The sequence below is a fragment of the Algoriphagus aquatilis genome, from assembly GCF_042657405.1.
GTDB lineage: Bacteria > Bacteroidota > Bacteroidia > Cytophagales > Cyclobacteriaceae > Algoriphagus > Algoriphagus aquatilis.
The window spans coordinates 249,206-267,976 of record NZ_JBHSKS010000001.1 but is presented as its reverse complement, the minus strand read 5'-3'; the positions used below and the strand labels follow the sequence as shown (position 1 = coordinate 267,976).

Here is an 18,771-nt window from a genome sequence, read left to right as displayed (position 1 = left end):
AATCTTTCAATCTTAGTATATGAATTTCGATTTAATCATTGTAGACGACGACGCGGAATATATTTTTTTCCACAAGCTGCTCGCAAAAAAATCCGATTTGAATGAAGATCCGCTGACTTTTTCCAGCGGACGGGAAGTGATTGACCATTTATCTTCCATCATAGATCAAGATATAAATAACACCCTCATATTCTTGGATATTTACATGCAGGATGTGGACGGATGGGGAGTCTTGGACTATCTGGAGTCAGTCAATCGACACGATAAAATCAAGGTAATCCTAATCACTTCCTCTGTAAGTATGGACGACAAGCGAAAAGCTATTCAATATCAATCCGTGATCGAATACATTGAAAAACCACTGATGATGAATTACCTGATCAATCTAAAATCACAATCCATTTTTTAACCCCAACTCATTGATCTATAGACACAAATCTACTTTCACTCACTTTACATTAGTAACTTTCTAAAGGTCAGATTGATTCTAGGTCCGTTTACCTTTTTGGTTTTGGGCAGCTGATGCTCCCAAAGATGCTGGCTTTCACCCGCCATGATTAATAAACTACCGTGACTCAGAGGAACCTCGACTTTGTTCTTTTTTGATGGATAATCGCGCAGTTGAAATACTCTGGTCACACCAAAGGTCAAGGATGCGATAGTTGGATTTCGGCCTAGAACAGCCTCATTGTCTCTATGCCACCCCATACTGTCATTTCCGTCCCTATAAAAGTTACATAAAACGTGTGTGAATTGACAACCGGTAAACTTTTCGATATTCTTTTTTATTTCATCCAAAACACTCGTCCACGGAAGGGCATCCATCGATATGCCTGAATATGAATAAGGTTGGTTAGGATTACCATACAAAGCAGTTAATCTTGGCTGCATTACCTGCTTTCCAAACATCCATATGGGCTCTTGCCTCCAAGCCAACCCTCCCCTCAAATCCTCAAAAATCCGGTCTGCTTGCTCCTTTGCATAGAACGCTGGGTACAACCTTACCTCTCCCCCATAAGGTAAAAGGTTACCTGAATCGGGAATAAATATCTCCTTTTGCATCACCATAAAACAGGAATTCGGACTTGTGGTTTTTGATAAAATAAATTCACTTTTGAACCAGCGGATTCACCTCTTATATTTATTGAAAATCAATTGTTTGACTCATGAAAAAATTTCTTTGGATCACCGGATTGACTACGATTGCAATTCTTGGGATCTTTTTATGGTGGAAATTTTACTTCGTTTTTGGAGAGGGAGTAAAAGCAGGTAGCCTCAACTATTTCGCAAGAAAAGGTGTAATCTTTAAGACTTATGAAGGAAGAATGGTGCAGGAAGGTTTTCAAAGTCCAACCTCAGGTGCACTTCAAAGTAACGAATTCCGATTTAGCGTTACCGATCCGGAAGTGGCCCAAATCCTGGAGCGCAACTCAGGAAAACACCTTGAATTGCGCTACCAAGAATACAATGGTATCCTGCCTTGGAGAGGCACAAGCGAATTTATCGTGACAGAAGTCATCAATGCCAGCCCTTCAGGTGAGGGCAACAGCCTCTTGCCCTATGACAAGTAATCAGGGCTTAGTCCAGTAATCCAGCACCGTCACTTTATCCAGATGCGGCCCTAGAATATCAACAAACTCTTTGTGAGCTGGATGTGGTAAATAGGTATCACGATCTGCATCCGAATGAAAGGTCACTGTAAAAGCATGAGTCAATCCTTGATTGAGGCCTTCGGGACTGGAGTTTACCCCCCACTCAAAATCCTTTATTTCAGAGATTTTGGAAGGAAGTGTTTTAAATGCGTCCACAATCTTCTGGACATCTTCGGGACTGGAGGTTTTTTTGAAACCAAATAGAACCACGTGGCGGAGTACTGAATCAGGCATAGTTACTTCTTCGATTTTAAGTTCGGCTGGTACGGAATCTTCTACTATAGGCTCTTGCTTTGCAGGTCCGCATGCAATCAGGAGCAAAAGGGAGAGGGAATAAAGAAATTGTTTTTTCATAGCTAAGGGGTTAAATGAACTGTGAATATCCAAGTCCTGGAATGGTTTTCAAAATCTAGACTAAAAAGATTCATGACTTATCCTGTCCAATTGAAAAATCAATGAAGAGAACTTCAAGATCTTGCTATCCACCCTATCTTTACCCAAAAATCACCCATAGTTAGACACATGAAAATCGCCTTTTTCAGCACCAAATCCTATGACAGGGAAAGCTTTACTCTCCATTCGGCTAATTACGATTACCAATTAAGTTTTTTTGATGTATCGCTAGACCATCGAACAGTAAATCTCGCCGAAGGTCATCAGGTGATCTGTTCCTTTGTCAACGATCCCATCGATGAATTTATCCTCAAAAAACTGGATCACTTCGGTGTCAAATTGATTGCACTGAGATGCGCGGGTTATAATCAAGTGGACCTTTCCGCTGCAGAAAAACTAGGAATCCGGATCGTGCGAGTACCTGCCTATAGTCCTGAGGCGGTGGCTGAGCACGCCATAGCATTATTGCTTACCTGCGTGAGAAAGACACACAAAGCTTACAATCGAGTGAGAGAAAATAATTTTTCGCTGGAAGGACTTACAGGATTTAATATCCATGGAAAAAAAATCGGGGTCATTGGCACCGGTGCAATCGGAAAAGCATTTTGCAGAATTGCAAAAGGTTTCGGAGCAGAAATCCTTGCTTACGATCTGTATGAGAGCGAAGAAATGAAAGCCATCGGAGTCACCTATTTGCCCCTTGCCCAAGTTTTCGAACAAAGTCAGATCATTTCGCTGCATTGCCCATTAACGCCTCAGACTCGCCACCTGATCAATGCAGACACTTTGAGTCTGATGCAAAAAGGAGTCACTCTAATCAATACCAGTCGAGGCGCACTCATTGACACCAAAGCCGTCATCAAGGCACTTAAATCCAGAAAAATAGGATTTCTTGGAATAGATGTTTATGAACAGGAGGAGCATATTTTCTTCAAAAATCTGTCAGAAGAGATCCTTGACGATGAGATGATTTCCAGATTGATGACCTTCCCTAATGTACTGATTTCAGGCCACCAGGCATTTTTGACACATGAGGCCTTGGAGCAGATTGCCACCACTACCCTTGAAAGTGTAGCAGCTTTTGAGCGTGGCGAATTTTTGAAAAATGAAGTGAAAGCGAGCTAATAAAAAATCCCCGGAGGCTAAAAGTCCCCGGGGATTATACTTTTCAAAGTAGGCAGAATTATCTTACTACTTTCACGTTTACGGCATTGATGCCTTTTTTACCCTGTACTAGGTCATATTTCACCTTGTCGTTTTCACGGATTTCGTGAACTAGGCCACTGTGATGAACGAATACGTCCTCAGAGTTGTCTGCTGGTGTGATGAATCCAAAGCCTTTGGTAGTGTTAAAGAATTTTACTGTTCCTTCATTCATGATTTCTGAAATTTTGATTTGTTTTTACTCGGTTTTGATTTGATTGATTTGTACTCGTTTTTTTCTCTACAGGCGGTACCGGAGGAGTATTGGATAGATTTCCGAATTCATCCACATAAGCGATCATGTTATCCAGGCTACCATCTTTGGGCTGGGTTTTTCGCTCAAGTTTCTTTTCCAGTTTTTCCTTTTGTTTCCTCTTTTTCAGTTCAGCCTTTTGCTTCTTGATGAATGTGTTTTGATTTTTTGACATGCAATGGGGTTAGTTAACAAACGTGATGGCATGACCGACCTTGCCAGCTCTGCCAGTCCTTCCGATACGATGGATGTAAGCATCCATGGTCATCGGTAGCTGATAGTTGATCACATGACTTACATCAGCTACATCGATCCCTCTAGCGGCTACATCAGTAGCTACCAGTACTCGGATAGTCCCATTCTTGAATTCATCAATCATTCTGTTTCTGAAATTCTGAGACTTATCTCCATGAATCTGTCCGGCAGAAATGCCTGACTGAATCAGTTTTTTGGCCAGTCTGTCGGCCAGTCTTTTGGTTTCTGTGAAAAGGATCACTTTTTCCAATTCAGGATTGCGAAAAAGATCAGCCAATACCTCAAACTTATCCTGTCCCTCAGGGACACGGATTGTTTGTTGCTCGATATTCTCATTGGTTGACGAACCACTAGTGACTTTTACTTCAATAGGGTTGGTAAGCAACCCGTCAATTAGCTTCTTTTGTGCAGGCTCCAAAGTCGCCGAAAACAGAAGTGTCTGTTCTCTTTTTCCGATTCGATTGACCAGCTTATTGACATCAAGTACAAATCCCATGTCAAGCATTCTGTCAAACTCATCGAGAACGAGCGTATTTACTTTTCTGAGGTCCAGCACTTTGCGGTCCGACAAATCCAACAACCTACCCGGAGTACCCACAATTACCTGTAGCTTTCGCTCCAGTTTGGTGTGATCCGAGTTGATATTGGTGCCTCCGATGAATGTGGCTGAATACAGCTGCATCCCAAACGTGAGACTTTTGAATTCCTCCTCTATTTGCAATGCCAATTCTCTCGTAGGTGTTACTACAAGAGCCGTGAAATTGCGGGGATCTTTGAGCGCGTGTTCAATGATGGGAATCAAAAATGCCGCAGTCTTTCCGGAGCCTGTTTTGGAAATAGCCATCATGTCTCTCCCGTCGAGAAGAGGCAAAATAGATTGCTCCTGAATATTGGTTAAAGTTTGATAACCTTTAGCCAGGATATTTTGAAGTAATTTGGAACTGAGACCAAGTCCATCAAAGGATTTTTCGGTTCGGAACCCTTCTTGTCCGCTAGGTTGGGCTTTTTTAACAAAAAGCTTTGGATCCAGGGTGGACTCTTTTTTCTTCTTCACCTGCCTTCTATCCGGGTTTCCACCTCGGGGCGCAGCAGCAGGTTTAGTATGTTTTTTCGTAGTGTTCATGAGTGTTGGTATAGGCTTTGACTGGCTCCATTTCTGCATTACCAAGCAGGTAAAGCATTTCGAAATGTGACTTCAAAGCATCAAAAAATGTCTTTTTTGAATAATAAGGAATATTGTACTCAGCCGCAGTGGCTTTTACAATCGGTGCAATTTTCCGATAGTGCACATGGCAGATATCGGGAAAAAGATGGTGCTCAACCTGGTAATTTAGACCTCCAATCATCCATGAAAAGACCTTGCTTTTCTCCGAATAATTAGATGTAGTAGCCAGTTGATGAAGCATGCGTTCGCCCTCTACAGTACCGTTTTCGTCAGCCACTGGAAAGACCACCTCCGGCATAACATGCGCAGTCTGGAAGACTAAGGATATACTCAATCCGGTGATGAAATGAAGGATCAGGAAAGCCAGGAGGATTTGTCCGACTCCAAAGCCAGAAAAGGCGATCGGCAATCCCAACGTGAAGACATAATAAATAATCTTCCAAGCCAATATCTTCAATACCGTATTGCGATAGACATTCTCTCCTTTGATCAAGCCCATTTTGTAATAGCGATCAAAGCGGACAAAATCCTTAGAAGTCACCCAAGATATAGTCGACAAGCCATAGAAAAACCAAGTATACCAATGCTGATAAGGGTGCAGGGTATTTTTTGGCATGTTGGGAGAAAAGCGAAGGAAAAAAGGAGCATTAATGTCGTCATCCCCTTCGTGAATATTGGTATAGGTATGATGCAAGACATTGTGTTGTATTCTCCAAACTGTAGCATTGGCACCTACCATGTTTAAGGTATAGCCGAGAAGTTTATTGATTTTTGGGTTTTGAGAATAGGTTCCATGGATTGCATCATGCATGACGCCCATACCTATACCTGCCATGCCAAATCCGCTGAGGATAAAACAAGCAAATAATTGCCAAGTCTCTGTGGCTACTCCGGTTATCACCAAGATCACTGGCACGAAATAGATCATGATCATGACCACGGTCTTGAAGATCATTTCCTTATTGGCAAACTTGGTTTGTTGGGTGGATTTGAAATAGTCGTTAACTCTACTTCTGAGGGTAAGGGAGAATTCAGACAGCGCTGATTCTGAAAATCGAATGGTCTTAATAAGAGGGAACTTTAATGGGTGTTAGGAAATCTGGGTTCTCTAAATGATTGTAAACTGCAGGTTTTAATTCGAAAAGACCGAGGGCTTCATGGAATCAAAAAAGTAGAAGAAGAAGAAGTAAAACCTGGATTTGGAGAACTCTTGATTTGCTACTTGTGGCAGGTGAATCGCCGATGCTAAACTTGGTGACAAGTATCGAAAACATTTCTTCGACGGGTCAAAGGTGGGCAAAGGAATCTGCAATTCCTAATTTTTTCTGAAATCGAACCGAATTATAACTGCTGTTAGCAAGTAAGCTTTGTATTAAAATAAATTTTAATTTACATTTGATAATTATAAAATGTAAATATAATTAATATGGCTACTTTCACCAGTTCACTCCCAGATGATGTACTCAAAACCCTTCAAGAATACTCTTTGAAGCTCTCCATACCCAAAAACAGCCTGATTGAGAAAGCCCTTCGACTTTACTTGGAACACCTCAAAAGAGCGGAATATGTTCAATCCTACAAAGAAGCGGGCCAAGATGAAGAAATCATGCTTATTGCAGAAGAAGGAATGGAAACCTATCTCAAACAAACTGAAAAATGAGACAAGGAGAGATTTGGTGGACAGATCTTAATCCTGTTCAGGGAAGAGAGCAAAGTGGAAGAAGACCAGTATTAATTATCAGTGGAAACCTACTGAATCGATATTTGGAGGTGGTCATTGTGGTACCACTCACCACTCAAATCAAACGATACAAAGGAAATCCAATCCTTGAACCTAATCTCCAAAACCAGCTAAAGTTTACTTCTGAAGCGCTGGTTTTTCACGTTAGATCTATCTCAAAAGACCGACTCTTAGAAAAAATCGGAGAAGTTCAACCGGAAATCGTGAGTGAAATAAAGACAACACTCGCTGATATTCTCACACTTTGATCAATCCCACTTCCAATTAAGTATCCCATTAAAATGAAGTAGCTCGACTTTATTGTAGATCTGATTAGGTGTTAACTTTTGAGATGAAAGAGGCTCTTTACTAACGAGTATCAAGTGAAAATCCAGGTTTTTCACACCCTTCGGCTGTAGTTTCAATCCAATGTTTACTTGACGATAGCTTGGGAAGTTATATTTATTGGCTTCCGCACTCGCAAGGTCTGAAAGCCAGTGAACTCCTCCATGGAGATAAACCTGAACCGGTATTTTTTCAAAACGATACTCCACATAGCCCACCAACGCATCAACCGATTCAAAGCCCTCATTTCGCTCCCTAGGGATAAAGGTGTACCAAGCATCCTTCCCCCATTCCCGAGGACTCAACCAACGACCTTTTCCTCCTACATGAGTATAATTGAGGTGTGTAAGCCAACGGTCAGTTCTCCAAGCTACTCGACCGGATAGCGCATAATTGAAATCATCCGGACTTTTGTATGCAAGAATGAGATCAGGATTTCCTCCATCTCCTACTGTATGTTGGACCCCTGACTGTATGCCTAAGGTCAACATGCCTTTCTTTGTTTTTGTGCTTTTCTCAAAAGATCCCCAAGTGGTAGAGAAGAGATTTTGTGCCAAAGTATGGGAAAAATGAAGTTTTCCTCCGTTTCTCAGCTGTCTATCTACCTCTAGGATCGAGAGCCATTCGCTCTCGGTATTGCCAAAATAGGCGCCTTGTTTACCGAAAACAGTACGCCCCTGAGGAAAAATCCCAACCGTCTCCCCAACTCCCAGCCATTCACTACTGCCACGGATGCTCATTCGACCAATTGCCCACAAACCAACCTTCCATCTTTGACTCGGAGCAAACCAGGCATGGACTCCTTCCACCGCAGTGGGAGAAAGTCTCCCGTCCTGTGCATTCACCCAGTCGGTATTGATGCCCATCCGGCCCACTTCTACTCCAATTCGATCTTTGGAATAGCTCAAGAAAAGGGTCTCCAGCTTCCCAAACAAACGATCGCGGGTGTTTAACAAATCAAACAGCCCGGTTTCATATCGGTTGGTCTGACCAGTGACGGGGTCCAGATCCCAAATAGGGGTACTCATCACATTGGCAAATGTGCGATAACCCAGCTGCAAGGTCCAATGCTTGGCATAGTTGATTTTTGCCCCAAGGTTTAAGCTCATGCCCAAGGCATAATCAGACTTATACCTAGTGTCTGCATAGGTAGTGTTCATCCAGAAAGTCCTGAAATGGACATCCGGATGAATGTCAATTTTCTTCTCCTCGGTTTGGGCTTTCAGATGAACGAAAAATCCCAAAGAGAAGATTGATAGCAAAATAAAGCGACGCATTACTTGGTTTGGGCTTTGGCCGCTTGGATAGGCTTAAAGGGTCCAAATTTGTGTTGCTCTTCAGTAAATCCATCCGAAAAGGGACCAAACGGATGATCCATCGGTTTTTTGGAAATATCGGGCCAGTCTTTGGAAAGATCTTTAGCAGGTCTTTCCATGCTGTTCACATAGGCGGCCACGTCCCAAGCCTCCTCATCGCTCAGCATCGGATTTTCAAACGTAGCCCCAAGAGGCATATTCGCTCTGACATAGCCTGCAAATCTGGAAAGGCGGTAAAGTCCAGCGCCATGGTTGTAGCTGTTTTCTCCCCAAAGTGGTGGATAGAGATAACCCGTTCCGTCAGGTTTGGGCATTCCTTTCCCGTCTGCTTGGTGACAGGAAGCGCATTGGTTGTCATAGACTAATTTTCCCTTGATCGGATCAGCTGCACGGTCAAGAAGTGGCACTTCGTAGAGCCCTGAGCCTTTGGGGACTTCACCTTTGGGCACTTCTTTTCCCACCCAGTTGATGTAAGCAACCATCGCTCGCATTTCTTTAGAATTGTTATCCAATGCTTTCCCGTTAAGACTTCGCTCAAAGCAGTCATTGATGCGCTTTTCGATAGTTTCCTCTGTTCCGGATCGAGCTCTGAATTTGGGATAAGTAGCAGCGACAGCACCGTAATTATTTCCCAATGGTGCCGTTCCTGCTTGCAAATGGCAGTTTTGACAATTCATCCCGTTGGAAATGGCTTTGACTTTTCCTTTTGGCCCGAGAAACTCAGACGTATTGGCTACCAGTTCGCGGCCATATTTGATTTCAGCTGCATTGGGTTCGGAATCCACTGAGGCCCAATCCGGTGCTTTCCATAGGCTGGCGGCATCAGCAAGGGCTTTGACCACGGGGATTTCAGCAACCATCTCAGCGACGGGTTGATCCTTTTCCGAGAGGCTGGGAAGCTGAACGCCTGAATAGGAAAGAAATAGAACGAATCCAACCACTCCCACCAAGGCAACGGCTAGTCCTAAAAGCGCAACGAGAAGGGTGATAAGTTTGACAAAAGGCTGCATCATCTGATTCATAGTCTTACGGTAATATACAAAGTTGCCTCAAGGATCACTTGCAAGGCTGTGACTATCGTCACCCAGTTCGAAAAAATTAAAGAAGGATGCTTACCGCACTCGAGCCACAAACACTGACTTGTCTCCAACTTTCCCTTCAATGAATTTTTCAGCATCCTTTTCAAAAAGAGAAAGGATCACCTGGTCCCCCGAGAGGCATTCGGAAAGGTAATTGATGGAAATCTGCTTGGGGAAAAAGCTCACCTCAGCTAGAAAATTTTCTACCCAACGGATATAGCTGGTATTGTTGACGTGATGATACAGGTCGAGATCTGACTGTCTGACCTGGATTTCTTCTTGGGCAGAAAGCTCTCCTCCTACCGCTAATTTCTCAGGCTGCCAAGCAGGAGCATTTCTTGGATCAAAAAGTTCCGAAGGCAATACCAGTTCAGGTTTCTGGATTCGCTTGGTCTCGGTGTGAAGCAATAGCCACGAAGACATGGCACGAGCCACAACTTGCTGATCTTGATCCCAAACCATAAACTCACGAAAGGCAAACAACTTTTCCGCTCCTCTTCCTCCGGTAAAAAGCTGAAGACGATCCCCCCATTTGGGAAACTTTTCCACCTTAATTTCCAGCCTGGAGAGCACCCACATTTGCTTGGTCTCTAAGAGATTTCTGCCAAAATCTGCCGAATCCGCATGCCTCCACGCTATCTCCTGCAGTAAATCCGCCAAACAGGCCATTCGGATATTGCCATTCGGATGAACCTGAAATGAACCTACCTCAAACTCTTTGGTGAATTGAAAACTTTCTGGAAGGCTCATGGAGTAGAAATGGTTTCTTGAGTGAAAAAGACCTGTTTTCTGATACTACTCAGAAGGAGTATCCCAAGTCCATTGATAGAAATAAGAGCTAAGGAAACCTGCAGATCAAACAGGTCTGCAATAAATCCAATCAAAGGTGGTCCCAACAGAAACCCAAAAAAAGAAATGGTCGACACCAAAGCCAAAGCCACACTTGGAGAATACAATTTGGATCGACCCGCAATCCCATAAGCGACAGGCACAATCGAAGCCACCCCCAATCCAACTAAAAGGAACCCAAGCGCAGCTGTGATCAGAGTGGGCACTAAGACAGACATCAAAAGTCCCACAAAGATCGAAATCCCACTGGCTTGAAGTACAGGAATCCTTCCAAATTGGTTGGTCGCTTTGTCTGTAATAAATCGACCTGAAGCCATGGCTCCCATAAAGCAGACATAGCCCAAAGCCACATATTCCGGCTCGGCAAGCACGATTTTTTTGAAATAAACTCCACTCCAATCAAACATGCACCCCTCCGTCATCATCCCCAAAAAAGAAATCAATCCCACTCGAAGCAGCAGGTCGTCGGGCTTTTTGAGAACAAGCCCTCCACTTTCTCCTGCATCCCGCTTGTCGTTGATGACATATTTCTGAGAAAAGAGAATGATCACAAAAGAAATCCCCATCACCACTGCATAATGTGCGGCGGGAGAAAAATTCAGAAAAATCATCCCTGCACCAATCCCTGCACCGGTAAATCCAGCCATACTCCACAATCCGTGAAAAGAGGCCAAAATACTTTTACCCATCTGATCTTCAAGACCCAAAGCCTGGGTATTGAGCGAGATGTTCATGATATTTCCTAAAAGGCCAAACACCACTAAAACCGGCACGATCATCCAAGTCGTCGTGGCCAAGCCTATCAAAGGAAGCGTCATAGCATAGGCGAAACTCCCCAGCAAAATCACAATGCGGCTGCCATACTGATGCACAGACCAGCCTGCAATAGGCAAACCGAGCATCGACCCGATTGGGAGGCAGAGAAGAATCGTGCCCAACTGACCTTCGGAAAGCTGGAATTTGGCCTGAATGTCAGGGATACGTGCTGCCCAACTGGCAAAACAAAGCCCCATGAAAAAAAACATGGCTCCAAGTGCGATCCTCCTTTTGGAAAGGTAATTCATGAGAGTGGGTAGGTTTGAGTCGGATGCAAAAGTAAAAAGATTGAAGGCGATTTGGAGAAAGATTCCAGAAACGGAAAAACTATTCCTGCCGAAGGGTAGTTTTGAGGCAAAGCTAATCCCATGGAATTTGTCATTGTAGGCGGCATTGTCATCACGATCATTTTACTCATCCGATTCATCATCAAGAAGGTATTTAACTGAAAAAAGGCCACCCTTTCTCAAGAGCAGCCTTTTTCAATTCTTCAATCTAATTAATTAGGAAGCTTATCGGCAAACTTGCCATACACCCAAGTGCCGGCCAAAGCTGAAATCAAGGTCACCAATACGACCGTGTATCCACTTCCGATCTGAGCAAACAAAGGTCCTGGACAGGCACCGGTAATCGCCCAACCCAATCCGAAGATAAATCCTCCGATGATCTGACCTTTCTTAAAGACCTTATCCGGAATCACGATTTCTTCCCCATGGATGGTTTTGATATGTAGGCGTTTGATCAGCTGCACTGAAATGATCCCAGTAATTACTGCAGACCCAATCACTCCATACATATGGAAAGACTGGAGGCGGAACATTTCCTGAATTCTAAACCAAGAGATGATCTCCGCTTTTACAAACACAATCCCAAATACTACCCCAATGATCAAGTATTTCAATAGCTCAAGGCCTTTGTCATGATCTTCTCTCAGGTTAGGAGCTACGCAGTGGTCGTCCTGTGGCTGTACTTTCTTTTCTTTAACTTTTGTCATGATTTCGATTTTTTTAGAATCCAACTAGTTTCATCAAAGGCTCCATCAACAAGTGTGTCATCACAAAGCCTCCGATCATAAAGAAAATGGTCGCTACCAAGGATGGCCACTGTAGGGAACTGATCCCCATGATGGCATGCCCTGAAGTACATCCACCGGCATAGCGAGTTCCAAAACCAACTAAAAATCCTCCAAACACAAAGAACAAGAGTCCTTTGGCAGAGAATACAGTTTCCCAGGAATAAATATCAGAAGGCATCAAATCCGTAAAACTGGTAATCCCCAAGGCAGCCAAATCTGCCTGAGTCGCTTCAGAAATGACCATGGTATTGGGATTAGCCAAGAAATTCATGGCAATAAATCCTCCGATCGCTGTACCCAAAACGAAAAGAAGATTCCAAATTTCCTTTTTCCAGTTGTAAGTGAAAAAAGGAATACCTGCCGGAACACAGGCCGCACAAATGTGACGAAGCGAGGATGAAATCCCGAAGGTTTTATTTCCTAAAATCAATAGTGCCGGGACGGTAAGTCCGATGATCGGCCCTGCCACATACCAGGGCCAAGGCTGGGTAATCCATTCCATAAATTGGTTCATATAGTTTTTGAGTTGTTACTAGTTTTTTTCTAAAATCAGAAACCTGACTTAGATGGTTCATTGCTTAGGGTAAAATCTTTGAAGGAGGAATTGTTTTGGATGTGATTTTTATCATCTCAATAAAAACCCACTGAAATTAATCAATCATAAATTTTAAGATGACAAAAATGAGTCAAGCTCGCCTTTGAATCTTGTGACTTTGATCACATCAGAAAAGTCCAAACTAAAAATGGCAGACCCAAAGGCCTGCCATTTTGCAGTATTAAGCTTTACTTCAGTATGGATTAGAGCAAAGTTGTCGGACAAACGTAGTCAGTCACCTTGAACTTTTCAGATTCCTTGATGGCTTTGAATCCACCAGCTACATCGATCAGGTTGTCATATCCTCTAGCTCTCAAGATAGAGTTGAACACCATAGATCTGTATCCGCCGGCACAGTGCACGTAGTAGGTTTTATTTTTGTCCACTTTCAGCATGCTGTCATTGATGTAGTCAAGAGGCGCATTTTCAGCATCTACCACGTGTTCTGAAAGATATTCGGAGTTCTTTCTGACGTCAAGAATATGAATCTGTGGATCGCCTTCTTTGATTTTTGCCAATTCATCCACCGTAATGGATGTGATGGAATCCACTTCATGACCTGATTCTTTCCATGCTTTGAATCCGCCGGCCAAATATCCGATAGCATAATCGTAGCCAACTCGTGCCAGTCTGGTGATTACTTCTTCTTCTCTTCCTTCGTCCGCAATCACCAAGATCTCTTGTTTCAAGTCAGGAATCATCGCGCCTACCCACACGGCAAAGCTTCCGTCGATGCCGATATTAATGGAGTTGGGTACAAATCCTTTGGCAAACACCTGAGCCTCTCTGGTATCAAGGATCAGCGCACCTGTCTCGTTGGCTGCGGCTTCAAATTCAGCAGGAGTCAAAGGTCTCACACCTCTTTCCAATACCTCGTCAATGCTGTCGTATCCTTGGATGTTCATCAACACGTTTTGTGGGAAATAAGCCGGAGGAGGTGTCAATCCAGTCAATACTTCTTTCACAAATTCCTCTTTGGTCATCGGCTGAAGCGCGTAATTGGTCTTCTTCTGGTTGCCCAATGTATCTGAAGTCTCCTTGCTCATATTTTTGCCACAGGCAGAACCTGCACCGTGGGCCGGATAGACAATCAAATCGTCGGAAAGAGGCATCAACTTAGTTCTCAACGAGTCATAAAGATGAGCCGCTAGTTTTTCCTGTGTTAGGTCTTTGATTACCTTTTGAGCTAGGTCAGGTCGTCCCACGTCACCGATAAACAAAGTATCCCCTGTGAAGATGGCTTCTTCTTTTCCTTCCTCATTGATCAAAAGGTAGCACACGGACTCCATGGTATGACCCGGCGTGTGAATCACTCGGATTTTCATTTTGCCAAGCGTGAATTCCTGATTATCCTCTGCTACAATTGCCTCAAATCCCATCTTCATACCGGTTGGACCGTAAACGATTTTGGCCCCTGTCTTAGCTGCCAAGTCTTTGTGGCCGGACACAAAATCTGCATGGAAGTGCGTTTCAAAAACATACTTGATTTTTGCATTGCGACGCTCAGCCTTTTCGATGTAAGGCTGCACTTCTCTCAATGGATCAATTACAGCTGCTTCGCCTTCAGATTCGATGTAGTAAGCACCTTGTGCCAAACATCCGGTATAGATTTGTTCAATTTTCATATTGCTGTGTTTAGGTTGTCCTTTTTTAAAGTTGGGTAAAATTAGAAGGGTGGCTTAGCCGATAAAATGACTTTTGTCACATGCAGATCAGGCATTTGACATCAGATTTGATTCCAGCGTCTGGATCAACTGATGCACAGGCACTACGCCTGATTGTCTCCACACTACTTTTCCTTTGTGAAAAAGAATAAGCGTAGGAACTCCCCTTACCTGAAATTTGCTCGCGGCCAAGGGATTGCGGTCCACGTCCACTTTGACGATTTTGACTTTGTCTCCCATGTGTCGCGCCGTGTCTTCCAGAATGGGTTGCATCATTTTACAAGGTCCGCACCATACTGCGAAGAAATCTACCAATACCGGAATATCTCCGTCTACCAGTTCTTGAAATGTCTTAGGTTGTGCACTCATGGTCAGTGTGTTTTGAATACGATGCAATATTAAGGGTACAAACAGAGTCAAAACAGTAATTTTTGTCACAGGACCAAGTGCCGATAGATTTTTGGAAAGTTTTAAAAAGTGCTAAAAATCCCCGACTTGGAGTAAATTTTTATATTTTCGTCCCTCTAATTTCCCCTATTAATGCTCAATTACAAGCAGATCAACAATCTTACCGGCTGGGTAATTTTTGCCATTTCCACCCTGGTATACATCCTCACTGTCGAACAAACGGCTAGTTTCTGGGATCCGGGAGAATTTATCGCCGTGTCCTATAAGCTTCAAGTTCCCCATCCTCCGGGAGCTCCCTTCATGCTTTTGGTGTATCGGATGTTTGGCTTTTTGGCCATGGGAGATCCACTTCAGGTCGCCTATTGGATGAATATTGGCAGCGCCCTATTCTCTGGATTCACCATTCTGTTTCTGTTTTGGTCCATTACACTTTTTGGAAAAAGGATGTTCTCCATCACGGAAGGTCAAGAGTCCAAAGAACAGACCATTGCTTTGATGGGTGCAGGTATCGTAGGTTCCCTGATTTACACTTTCTCAGACAGCTTTTGGTTTTCGGCAGTAGAAGCAGAAGTATATGCGATGTCTTCCTTTTTCACAGCGATTGTGATTTGGGCATTTTTGAAATGGGATGTCATTACCGATCCCAAAGAAGAAAACCGATGGATGGTATTCATTGCCTACCTGGTCGGTTTGTCAATAGGCGTCCACTTGCTCAATTTGGTCACCTTGCCAGCCTTGGCATTGATTTATTATTTCAAAAAGTATCCTACTCCCACACTCAAAGGTGCAATCTACGCCATGTTTTTGGGCGGCGTAGCATTGATTATCATCAACAACCTGATCATTCCGGGGCTTCCAAGCTTAGCAGGATCCATGGAAATCTTTATGGTGAATAGCCTTGGATTGCCATTTGGGTCGGGTATCGTCGTCTTTGCTATTCTATTTATAGGTGCGCTGGCTTTTGGATTCAGGTATTCCATCCAAAAGCAATTGGTGCTGCTTAATACGATTCTGCTTTCCTTGACTTTTATCCTGATCGGCTATGCCAGCTACACCTTGATCATCATCCGATCCAACCAAGATCCGATCATCAATGAAAATGCACCAAAGGATATCATCAGCTATGTATCCTATCTAAAGCGGGAACAATATGGCTACAGACCTCTGCTGCACGGGCAGTACTTCACTGCGCAGTTGATAGATCAGGAGGAAGGTGCTCCGGTCTACATGAAAGGGAAGGAAAAATATGAGGTGGTGGATTATGAATTAAAAAACACCTACGATCCTGCAAAGACTACCATTTTACCCCGAATCTATTCCACTCAGGAAAGTCACAAGCGAATCTATCGAGCCAAACTGGGGCTGAAAGAAGGTCAGGAACCTACCTTCGGAGACAACTTGTATTTCATGTTCAGCCATCAGTTGGGTCACATGTACTGGAGGTATTTCCTTTGGAATTTTTCAGGTAGGGAAAGTGACTTCATTGACGCCAATTGGATAGGCTTTGCCAATGCATTTACGGATAAATTTCCAGACTACATCACCGAAAATAAAGGGCACAATAACTACTACATGTTGCCTTTGATCTTGGGCTTGATCGGATTTTTCTTCCAAGCCAAAAAAGACCCCAAGTATTTCTATGTCAACCTCATGCTGTTTCTCATGATGGGCGTGGTACTGGTGCTTTACCTCAACTCCCCTCCGATCGAACCACGTGAACGAGATTATATTTACGTAGGTAGCTTCTATGCCTTTGCCATTTGGGCAGGATTGGGCACCTTGGCTTTGGCACATAGCCTAAGTAAATACACCAAAAACCTGGCAACCGGAGGAATCATCGCCACCATTTTGACTCTCCCAATTGCAGGATTGATGGCAGCGGAAAACTGGAATGACCACGACCGAACCGGACGCTACTTTTCTGTAGACTCTGCCCGAAACTTCCTTGCCTCCTGCGCACCAAACGCCATTCTGTTTACAGGTGGAGACAATGATACCTTCCCGCTTTGGTATGTGCAGGAAGTAGAAGGCTTCCGTACCGATGTCAGAGTGATTGTATTGAGCTACTTTGATACCGATTGGTATGTGGAGCAAATGACCAAGCAGGCCGATCAATCTGCTCCATTACCGTTTTCACTGACTAAAGAGCGCTACCAAAAAGGCACCAATGATGTGCTTTACCTCATCGAGAAAGAAGGACTTCAAGCCATCTCTGCGAGAGAATATCTAAAGCTACTTAATGCTGGATCCGATGTACTTAAAGTTAAAACAGGAGGCAAAAGTGTAGTCAACATGGTGCCTTCCCGAAACCTGATCTTAGAAGTAGACAGCAGCTTCATGGCAAATGATGAGATTGTTCCTCCTAAGTTCAAGGACCTTTTTGTACCGCAGATGAACTTGCAGCTGAAGGGCAATTACGTAACCAAAGGCACTATGATGCTGATCGATTTGATCGTCAGCAACAATTGGGAAAGACCGATCTATTTCAACAATACCTCGCTTTCTACCATTGGCCTCAACATCGGCGAACACGTGGTCATGGAAGGCATGGCTTACCGTCTGCTTCCTATCCAAAAGCCTGAGTATGTTAGGGACGAATTGGTCAATACGGATTTAGCCATGAAAAACTACATGGAGAATTTCTCTTTCCGAGGTATGAATGATCCTAACGCCTACTTGGATGAGGAATATAGACGATTTGCTTCCAATCACCGAAGCGCCCTGAATTCGATCGCAATGGCCTTGCTTGATGAAGACCGAATGGAGGATGCTGCTAAGCTCCTTAACTTTGGTTTGGAAACGATACCTCACGAAGCCCTGCCTTACGACCTAAGCAGTGGGCAATCTGTTCCGCTTTTCTTTGAAGTCGGTGAAGATGAAAAAGCGCTGGATATCGTTGAAAAAATCTCGAAAAGATCCCTCGACATGATCGAGTTCAACACGACTGAAGGAAGACCTTATGACCGAGATATGATGATCTCGATAGAAATGATCAAGTATTTCATCCCATTACTCCAGGAAAGAGGCTATAACGAAGAAGCTGAAAAACTCAAGCAGCGTTTGGAAAGCTTGATAGGAAGCCAAGGCGACTCTCCGAGTATCCTGGAAAGAAAATAAAGCTAAAAAGCGAGTCCGAAAGACTCGCTTTTTTTATGTTTTAGCATTTGGTCGGATTTACTTTTTCCAAAGGATGTAAAATAAGTCCAGGCCTTTCATCGGATCTTCCACTACCAGATAATCCTCGTGGGTAATTTCTACCACAGTGCTTCCTTGCTGCTTATGTAGTTTATTTCTGTTCATTCGATTTAGAATCTCATACGGCATTCTCAATACGGATGCAGGCAGTTTATGCTGCAAGTCAAAAATGTCAAATCGCATGATTTTCTGAACGGATTTGCGGTTTGCCTCATGATAAGCCCAAACCTTTTCATTTCCGCCGATCCCTTTTGCCTCTACTTTGTCAAAAATTCCGGTAGCCAAATCGATCAATTCCTGTGGTTTGTACTCACGCTCATGCCAAGGATTGCGTGAAAGCGTATGGGTGATATTAGGTGTGGAAATAATGGCTTTCCCTCCCGGTTTGAGCATTCGGTAGATTTCCTGGAGGAAAAGCCGATCGTTGGGAATGTGCTCGATGACCTGAAAACTGACAATGGTATCGTAGGAATTGTCCTCAAATCCTGAAAACGGTGGAATCACAGCCTGTCTAAAATCTACTCCGGGAAACTTGGTTCGGAGCATATCGATTACTTCGCCGATTTTGTCCAGACCGATGTAGCTATCAGCAAGCGGAAGCAATTGCTCTACGCCTCTTCCCTCGCCACAGCCGATTTCCAGGAGACTTCCTGAGATCCAAGGCTTTGCCGCGATATAGGCTTTGAGCAGTCTTTGATGGATGGGATTGTCGCTGATTAACTTGTCAGAGGCGATTTCCGTTGTATAGGTAGCCATTCGAAATTTTAGTATTTTGGCAAAAGTAAGGC

21 protein-coding genes are annotated in these 18,771 nt (G+C 43.7%); 6 read left to right on the top strand and 15 right to left on the bottom strand.

Annotated features, from left to right (window positions below; translation table 11 throughout):
- Positions 1-19 precede the first annotated feature (19 nt).
- Positions 20-409, top strand: a complete 390-nt coding sequence (locus tag ACFPIK_RS01120; RefSeq protein WP_377911337.1) for a response regulator — start codon at positions 20-22, stop codon at positions 407-409.
- Positions 410-453: 44 nt separating this feature from the next.
- Here the strand turns inward: ACFPIK_RS01120 and ACFPIK_RS01115 are convergent, their stop codons facing one another.
- A complete protein-coding gene (locus ACFPIK_RS01115; RefSeq protein ID WP_377911335.1) occupies positions 454-1,062 on the bottom strand; it encodes an alpha-ketoglutarate-dependent dioxygenase AlkB family protein in 609 nt (202 codons plus the stop codon).
- 104 nt (positions 1,063-1,166) lie between these two features.
- Between ACFPIK_RS01115 and ACFPIK_RS01110 the strand changes: the two genes are divergently transcribed.
- Entirely contained in the window at positions 1,167-1,571 is a 405-nt protein-coding gene (locus tag ACFPIK_RS01110) for a hypothetical protein (protein WP_377911333.1), read from the top strand.
- Here the strand turns inward: ACFPIK_RS01110 and ACFPIK_RS01105 are convergent, their stop codons facing one another.
- A complete protein-coding gene (locus ACFPIK_RS01105; RefSeq protein ID WP_377911331.1) occupies positions 1,572-2,006 on the bottom strand; it encodes a Dabb family protein in 435 nt (144 codons plus the stop codon). It abuts the gene before it with no gap.
- A gap of 168 nt (positions 2,007-2,174) precedes the next feature.
- Between ACFPIK_RS01105 and ACFPIK_RS01100 the strand changes: the two genes are divergently transcribed.
- Positions 2,175-3,170 (top strand): 2-hydroxyacid dehydrogenase, encoded by a 996-nt coding sequence (locus tag ACFPIK_RS01100; protein WP_377911329.1) that lies wholly within the window; start codon positions 2,175-2,177, stop codon positions 3,168-3,170.
- Positions 3,171-3,228: 58 nt separating this feature from the next.
- Here ACFPIK_RS01100 and ACFPIK_RS01095 read toward each other — a convergent pair whose 3' ends face one another.
- Genes ACFPIK_RS01095 through ACFPIK_RS01080 form a run of 4 tightly spaced genes read right to left on the bottom strand, consistent with a single transcriptional unit; the run spans position 3,229 to position 5,876 of the window.
- Positions 3,229-3,423 carry a cold-shock protein gene (locus tag ACFPIK_RS01095; RefSeq protein WP_077348399.1) on the bottom strand — a complete coding sequence of 65 codons (195 nt, stop codon included), beginning with the start codon at positions 3,421-3,423 and terminating at the stop codon, positions 3,229-3,231.
- A complete protein-coding gene (locus ACFPIK_RS01090; RefSeq protein WP_377911326.1) occupies positions 3,416-3,676 on the bottom strand; it encodes a cold-shock protein in 261 nt (86 codons plus the stop codon). The genes ACFPIK_RS01095 and ACFPIK_RS01090 overlap by 8 nt, the downstream gene beginning before the upstream one ends.
- Before the next feature lie 9 nt (positions 3,677-3,685).
- Positions 3,686-4,879 (bottom strand): DEAD/DEAH box helicase, encoded by a 1,194-nt coding sequence (locus ACFPIK_RS01085; protein ID WP_377911324.1) that lies wholly within the window; start codon positions 4,877-4,879, stop codon positions 3,686-3,688.
- Positions 4,854-5,876 (bottom strand): fatty acid desaturase family protein, encoded by a 1,023-nt coding sequence (locus ACFPIK_RS01080; RefSeq protein WP_377911322.1) that lies wholly within the window; start codon positions 5,874-5,876, stop codon positions 4,854-4,856. Before ACFPIK_RS01080 ends, ACFPIK_RS01085 begins: the two co-directional genes overlap by 26 nt.
- Positions 5,877-6,347: 471 nt before the next feature.
- Here ACFPIK_RS01080 and ACFPIK_RS01075 point away from each other — a divergent pair, with 471 nt between their 5' ends.
- Entirely contained in the window at positions 6,348-6,581 is a 234-nt protein-coding gene (locus ACFPIK_RS01075) for a ribbon-helix-helix domain-containing protein (RefSeq protein ID WP_377911320.1), read from the top strand.
- Positions 6,578-6,910 (top strand): type II toxin-antitoxin system PemK/MazF family toxin, encoded by a 333-nt coding sequence (locus ACFPIK_RS01070; RefSeq protein ID WP_377911319.1) that lies wholly within the window; start codon positions 6,578-6,580, stop codon positions 6,908-6,910. Before ACFPIK_RS01075 ends, ACFPIK_RS01070 begins: the two co-directional genes overlap by 4 nt.
- On the opposite strand, the gene ACFPIK_RS01065 is transcribed toward ACFPIK_RS01070, so the two are convergent.
- The 8 genes from ACFPIK_RS01065 to trxA form a co-directional block, all read right to left on the bottom strand.
- The gene (locus ACFPIK_RS01065; protein ID WP_377911317.1) at positions 6,911-8,263 is read right to left on the bottom strand and encodes a hypothetical protein; all 1,353 of its coding nucleotides are present in this window, start codon (positions 8,261-8,263) and stop codon (positions 6,911-6,913) included.
- A complete protein-coding gene (locus tag ACFPIK_RS01060; protein ID WP_377911315.1) occupies positions 8,263-9,324 on the bottom strand; it encodes a c-type cytochrome in 1,062 nt (353 codons plus the stop codon). Before ACFPIK_RS01060 ends, ACFPIK_RS01065 begins: the two co-directional genes overlap by 1 nt.
- A 90-nt stretch (positions 9,325-9,414) precedes the next feature.
- On the bottom strand, positions 9,415-10,131 hold the full coding sequence (locus ACFPIK_RS01055; protein ID WP_377911313.1) for an acyl-[acyl-carrier-protein] thioesterase: 717 nt from the start codon (positions 10,129-10,131) through the stop codon (positions 9,415-9,417).
- On the bottom strand, positions 10,128-11,294 hold the full coding sequence (locus tag ACFPIK_RS01050) for an MFS transporter (protein ID WP_377911311.1): 1,167 nt from the start codon (positions 11,292-11,294) through the stop codon (positions 10,128-10,130). The genes ACFPIK_RS01055 and ACFPIK_RS01050 overlap by 4 nt, the downstream gene beginning before the upstream one ends.
- A 251-nt stretch (positions 11,295-11,545) precedes the next feature.
- Positions 11,546-12,040, bottom strand: coding sequence for a DUF6691 family protein (locus ACFPIK_RS01045; protein WP_377911309.1), 495 nt, complete (start codon positions 12,038-12,040; stop codon positions 11,546-11,548).
- Positions 12,041-12,053: 13 nt separating this feature from the next.
- Positions 12,054-12,635, bottom strand: a complete 582-nt coding sequence (locus ACFPIK_RS01040) for a YeeE/YedE family protein (RefSeq protein ID WP_377911307.1) — start codon at positions 12,633-12,635, stop codon at positions 12,054-12,056.
- A 284-nt stretch (positions 12,636-12,919) separates the two neighbouring features.
- Positions 12,920-14,341: an MBL fold metallo-hydrolase gene (locus ACFPIK_RS01035; protein ID WP_377911305.1), complete on the bottom strand. Its 1,422-nt coding sequence runs from the start codon at positions 14,339-14,341 to the stop codon at positions 12,920-12,922.
- A gap of 87 nt (positions 14,342-14,428) precedes the next feature.
- The gene (gene trxA / locus ACFPIK_RS01030; RefSeq protein WP_377911303.1) at positions 14,429-14,749 is read right to left on the bottom strand and encodes a thioredoxin; all 321 of its coding nucleotides are present in this window, start codon (positions 14,747-14,749) and stop codon (positions 14,429-14,431) included.
- Positions 14,750-14,920: 171 nt separating this feature from the next.
- Between trxA and ACFPIK_RS01025 the strand changes: the two genes are divergently transcribed.
- A complete protein-coding gene (locus ACFPIK_RS01025) occupies positions 14,921-17,905 on the top strand; it encodes a glycosyltransferase family 117 protein (protein ID WP_377911301.1) in 2,985 nt (994 codons plus the stop codon).
- 57 nt (positions 17,906-17,962) lie between these two features.
- Here ACFPIK_RS01025 and ACFPIK_RS01020 read toward each other — a convergent pair whose 3' ends face one another.
- Positions 17,963-18,739 carry a class I SAM-dependent methyltransferase gene (locus tag ACFPIK_RS01020; protein ID WP_377911299.1) on the bottom strand — a complete coding sequence of 259 codons (777 nt, stop codon included), beginning with the start codon at positions 18,737-18,739 and terminating at the stop codon, positions 17,963-17,965.
- Positions 18,740-18,771 lie beyond the last annotated feature (32 nt).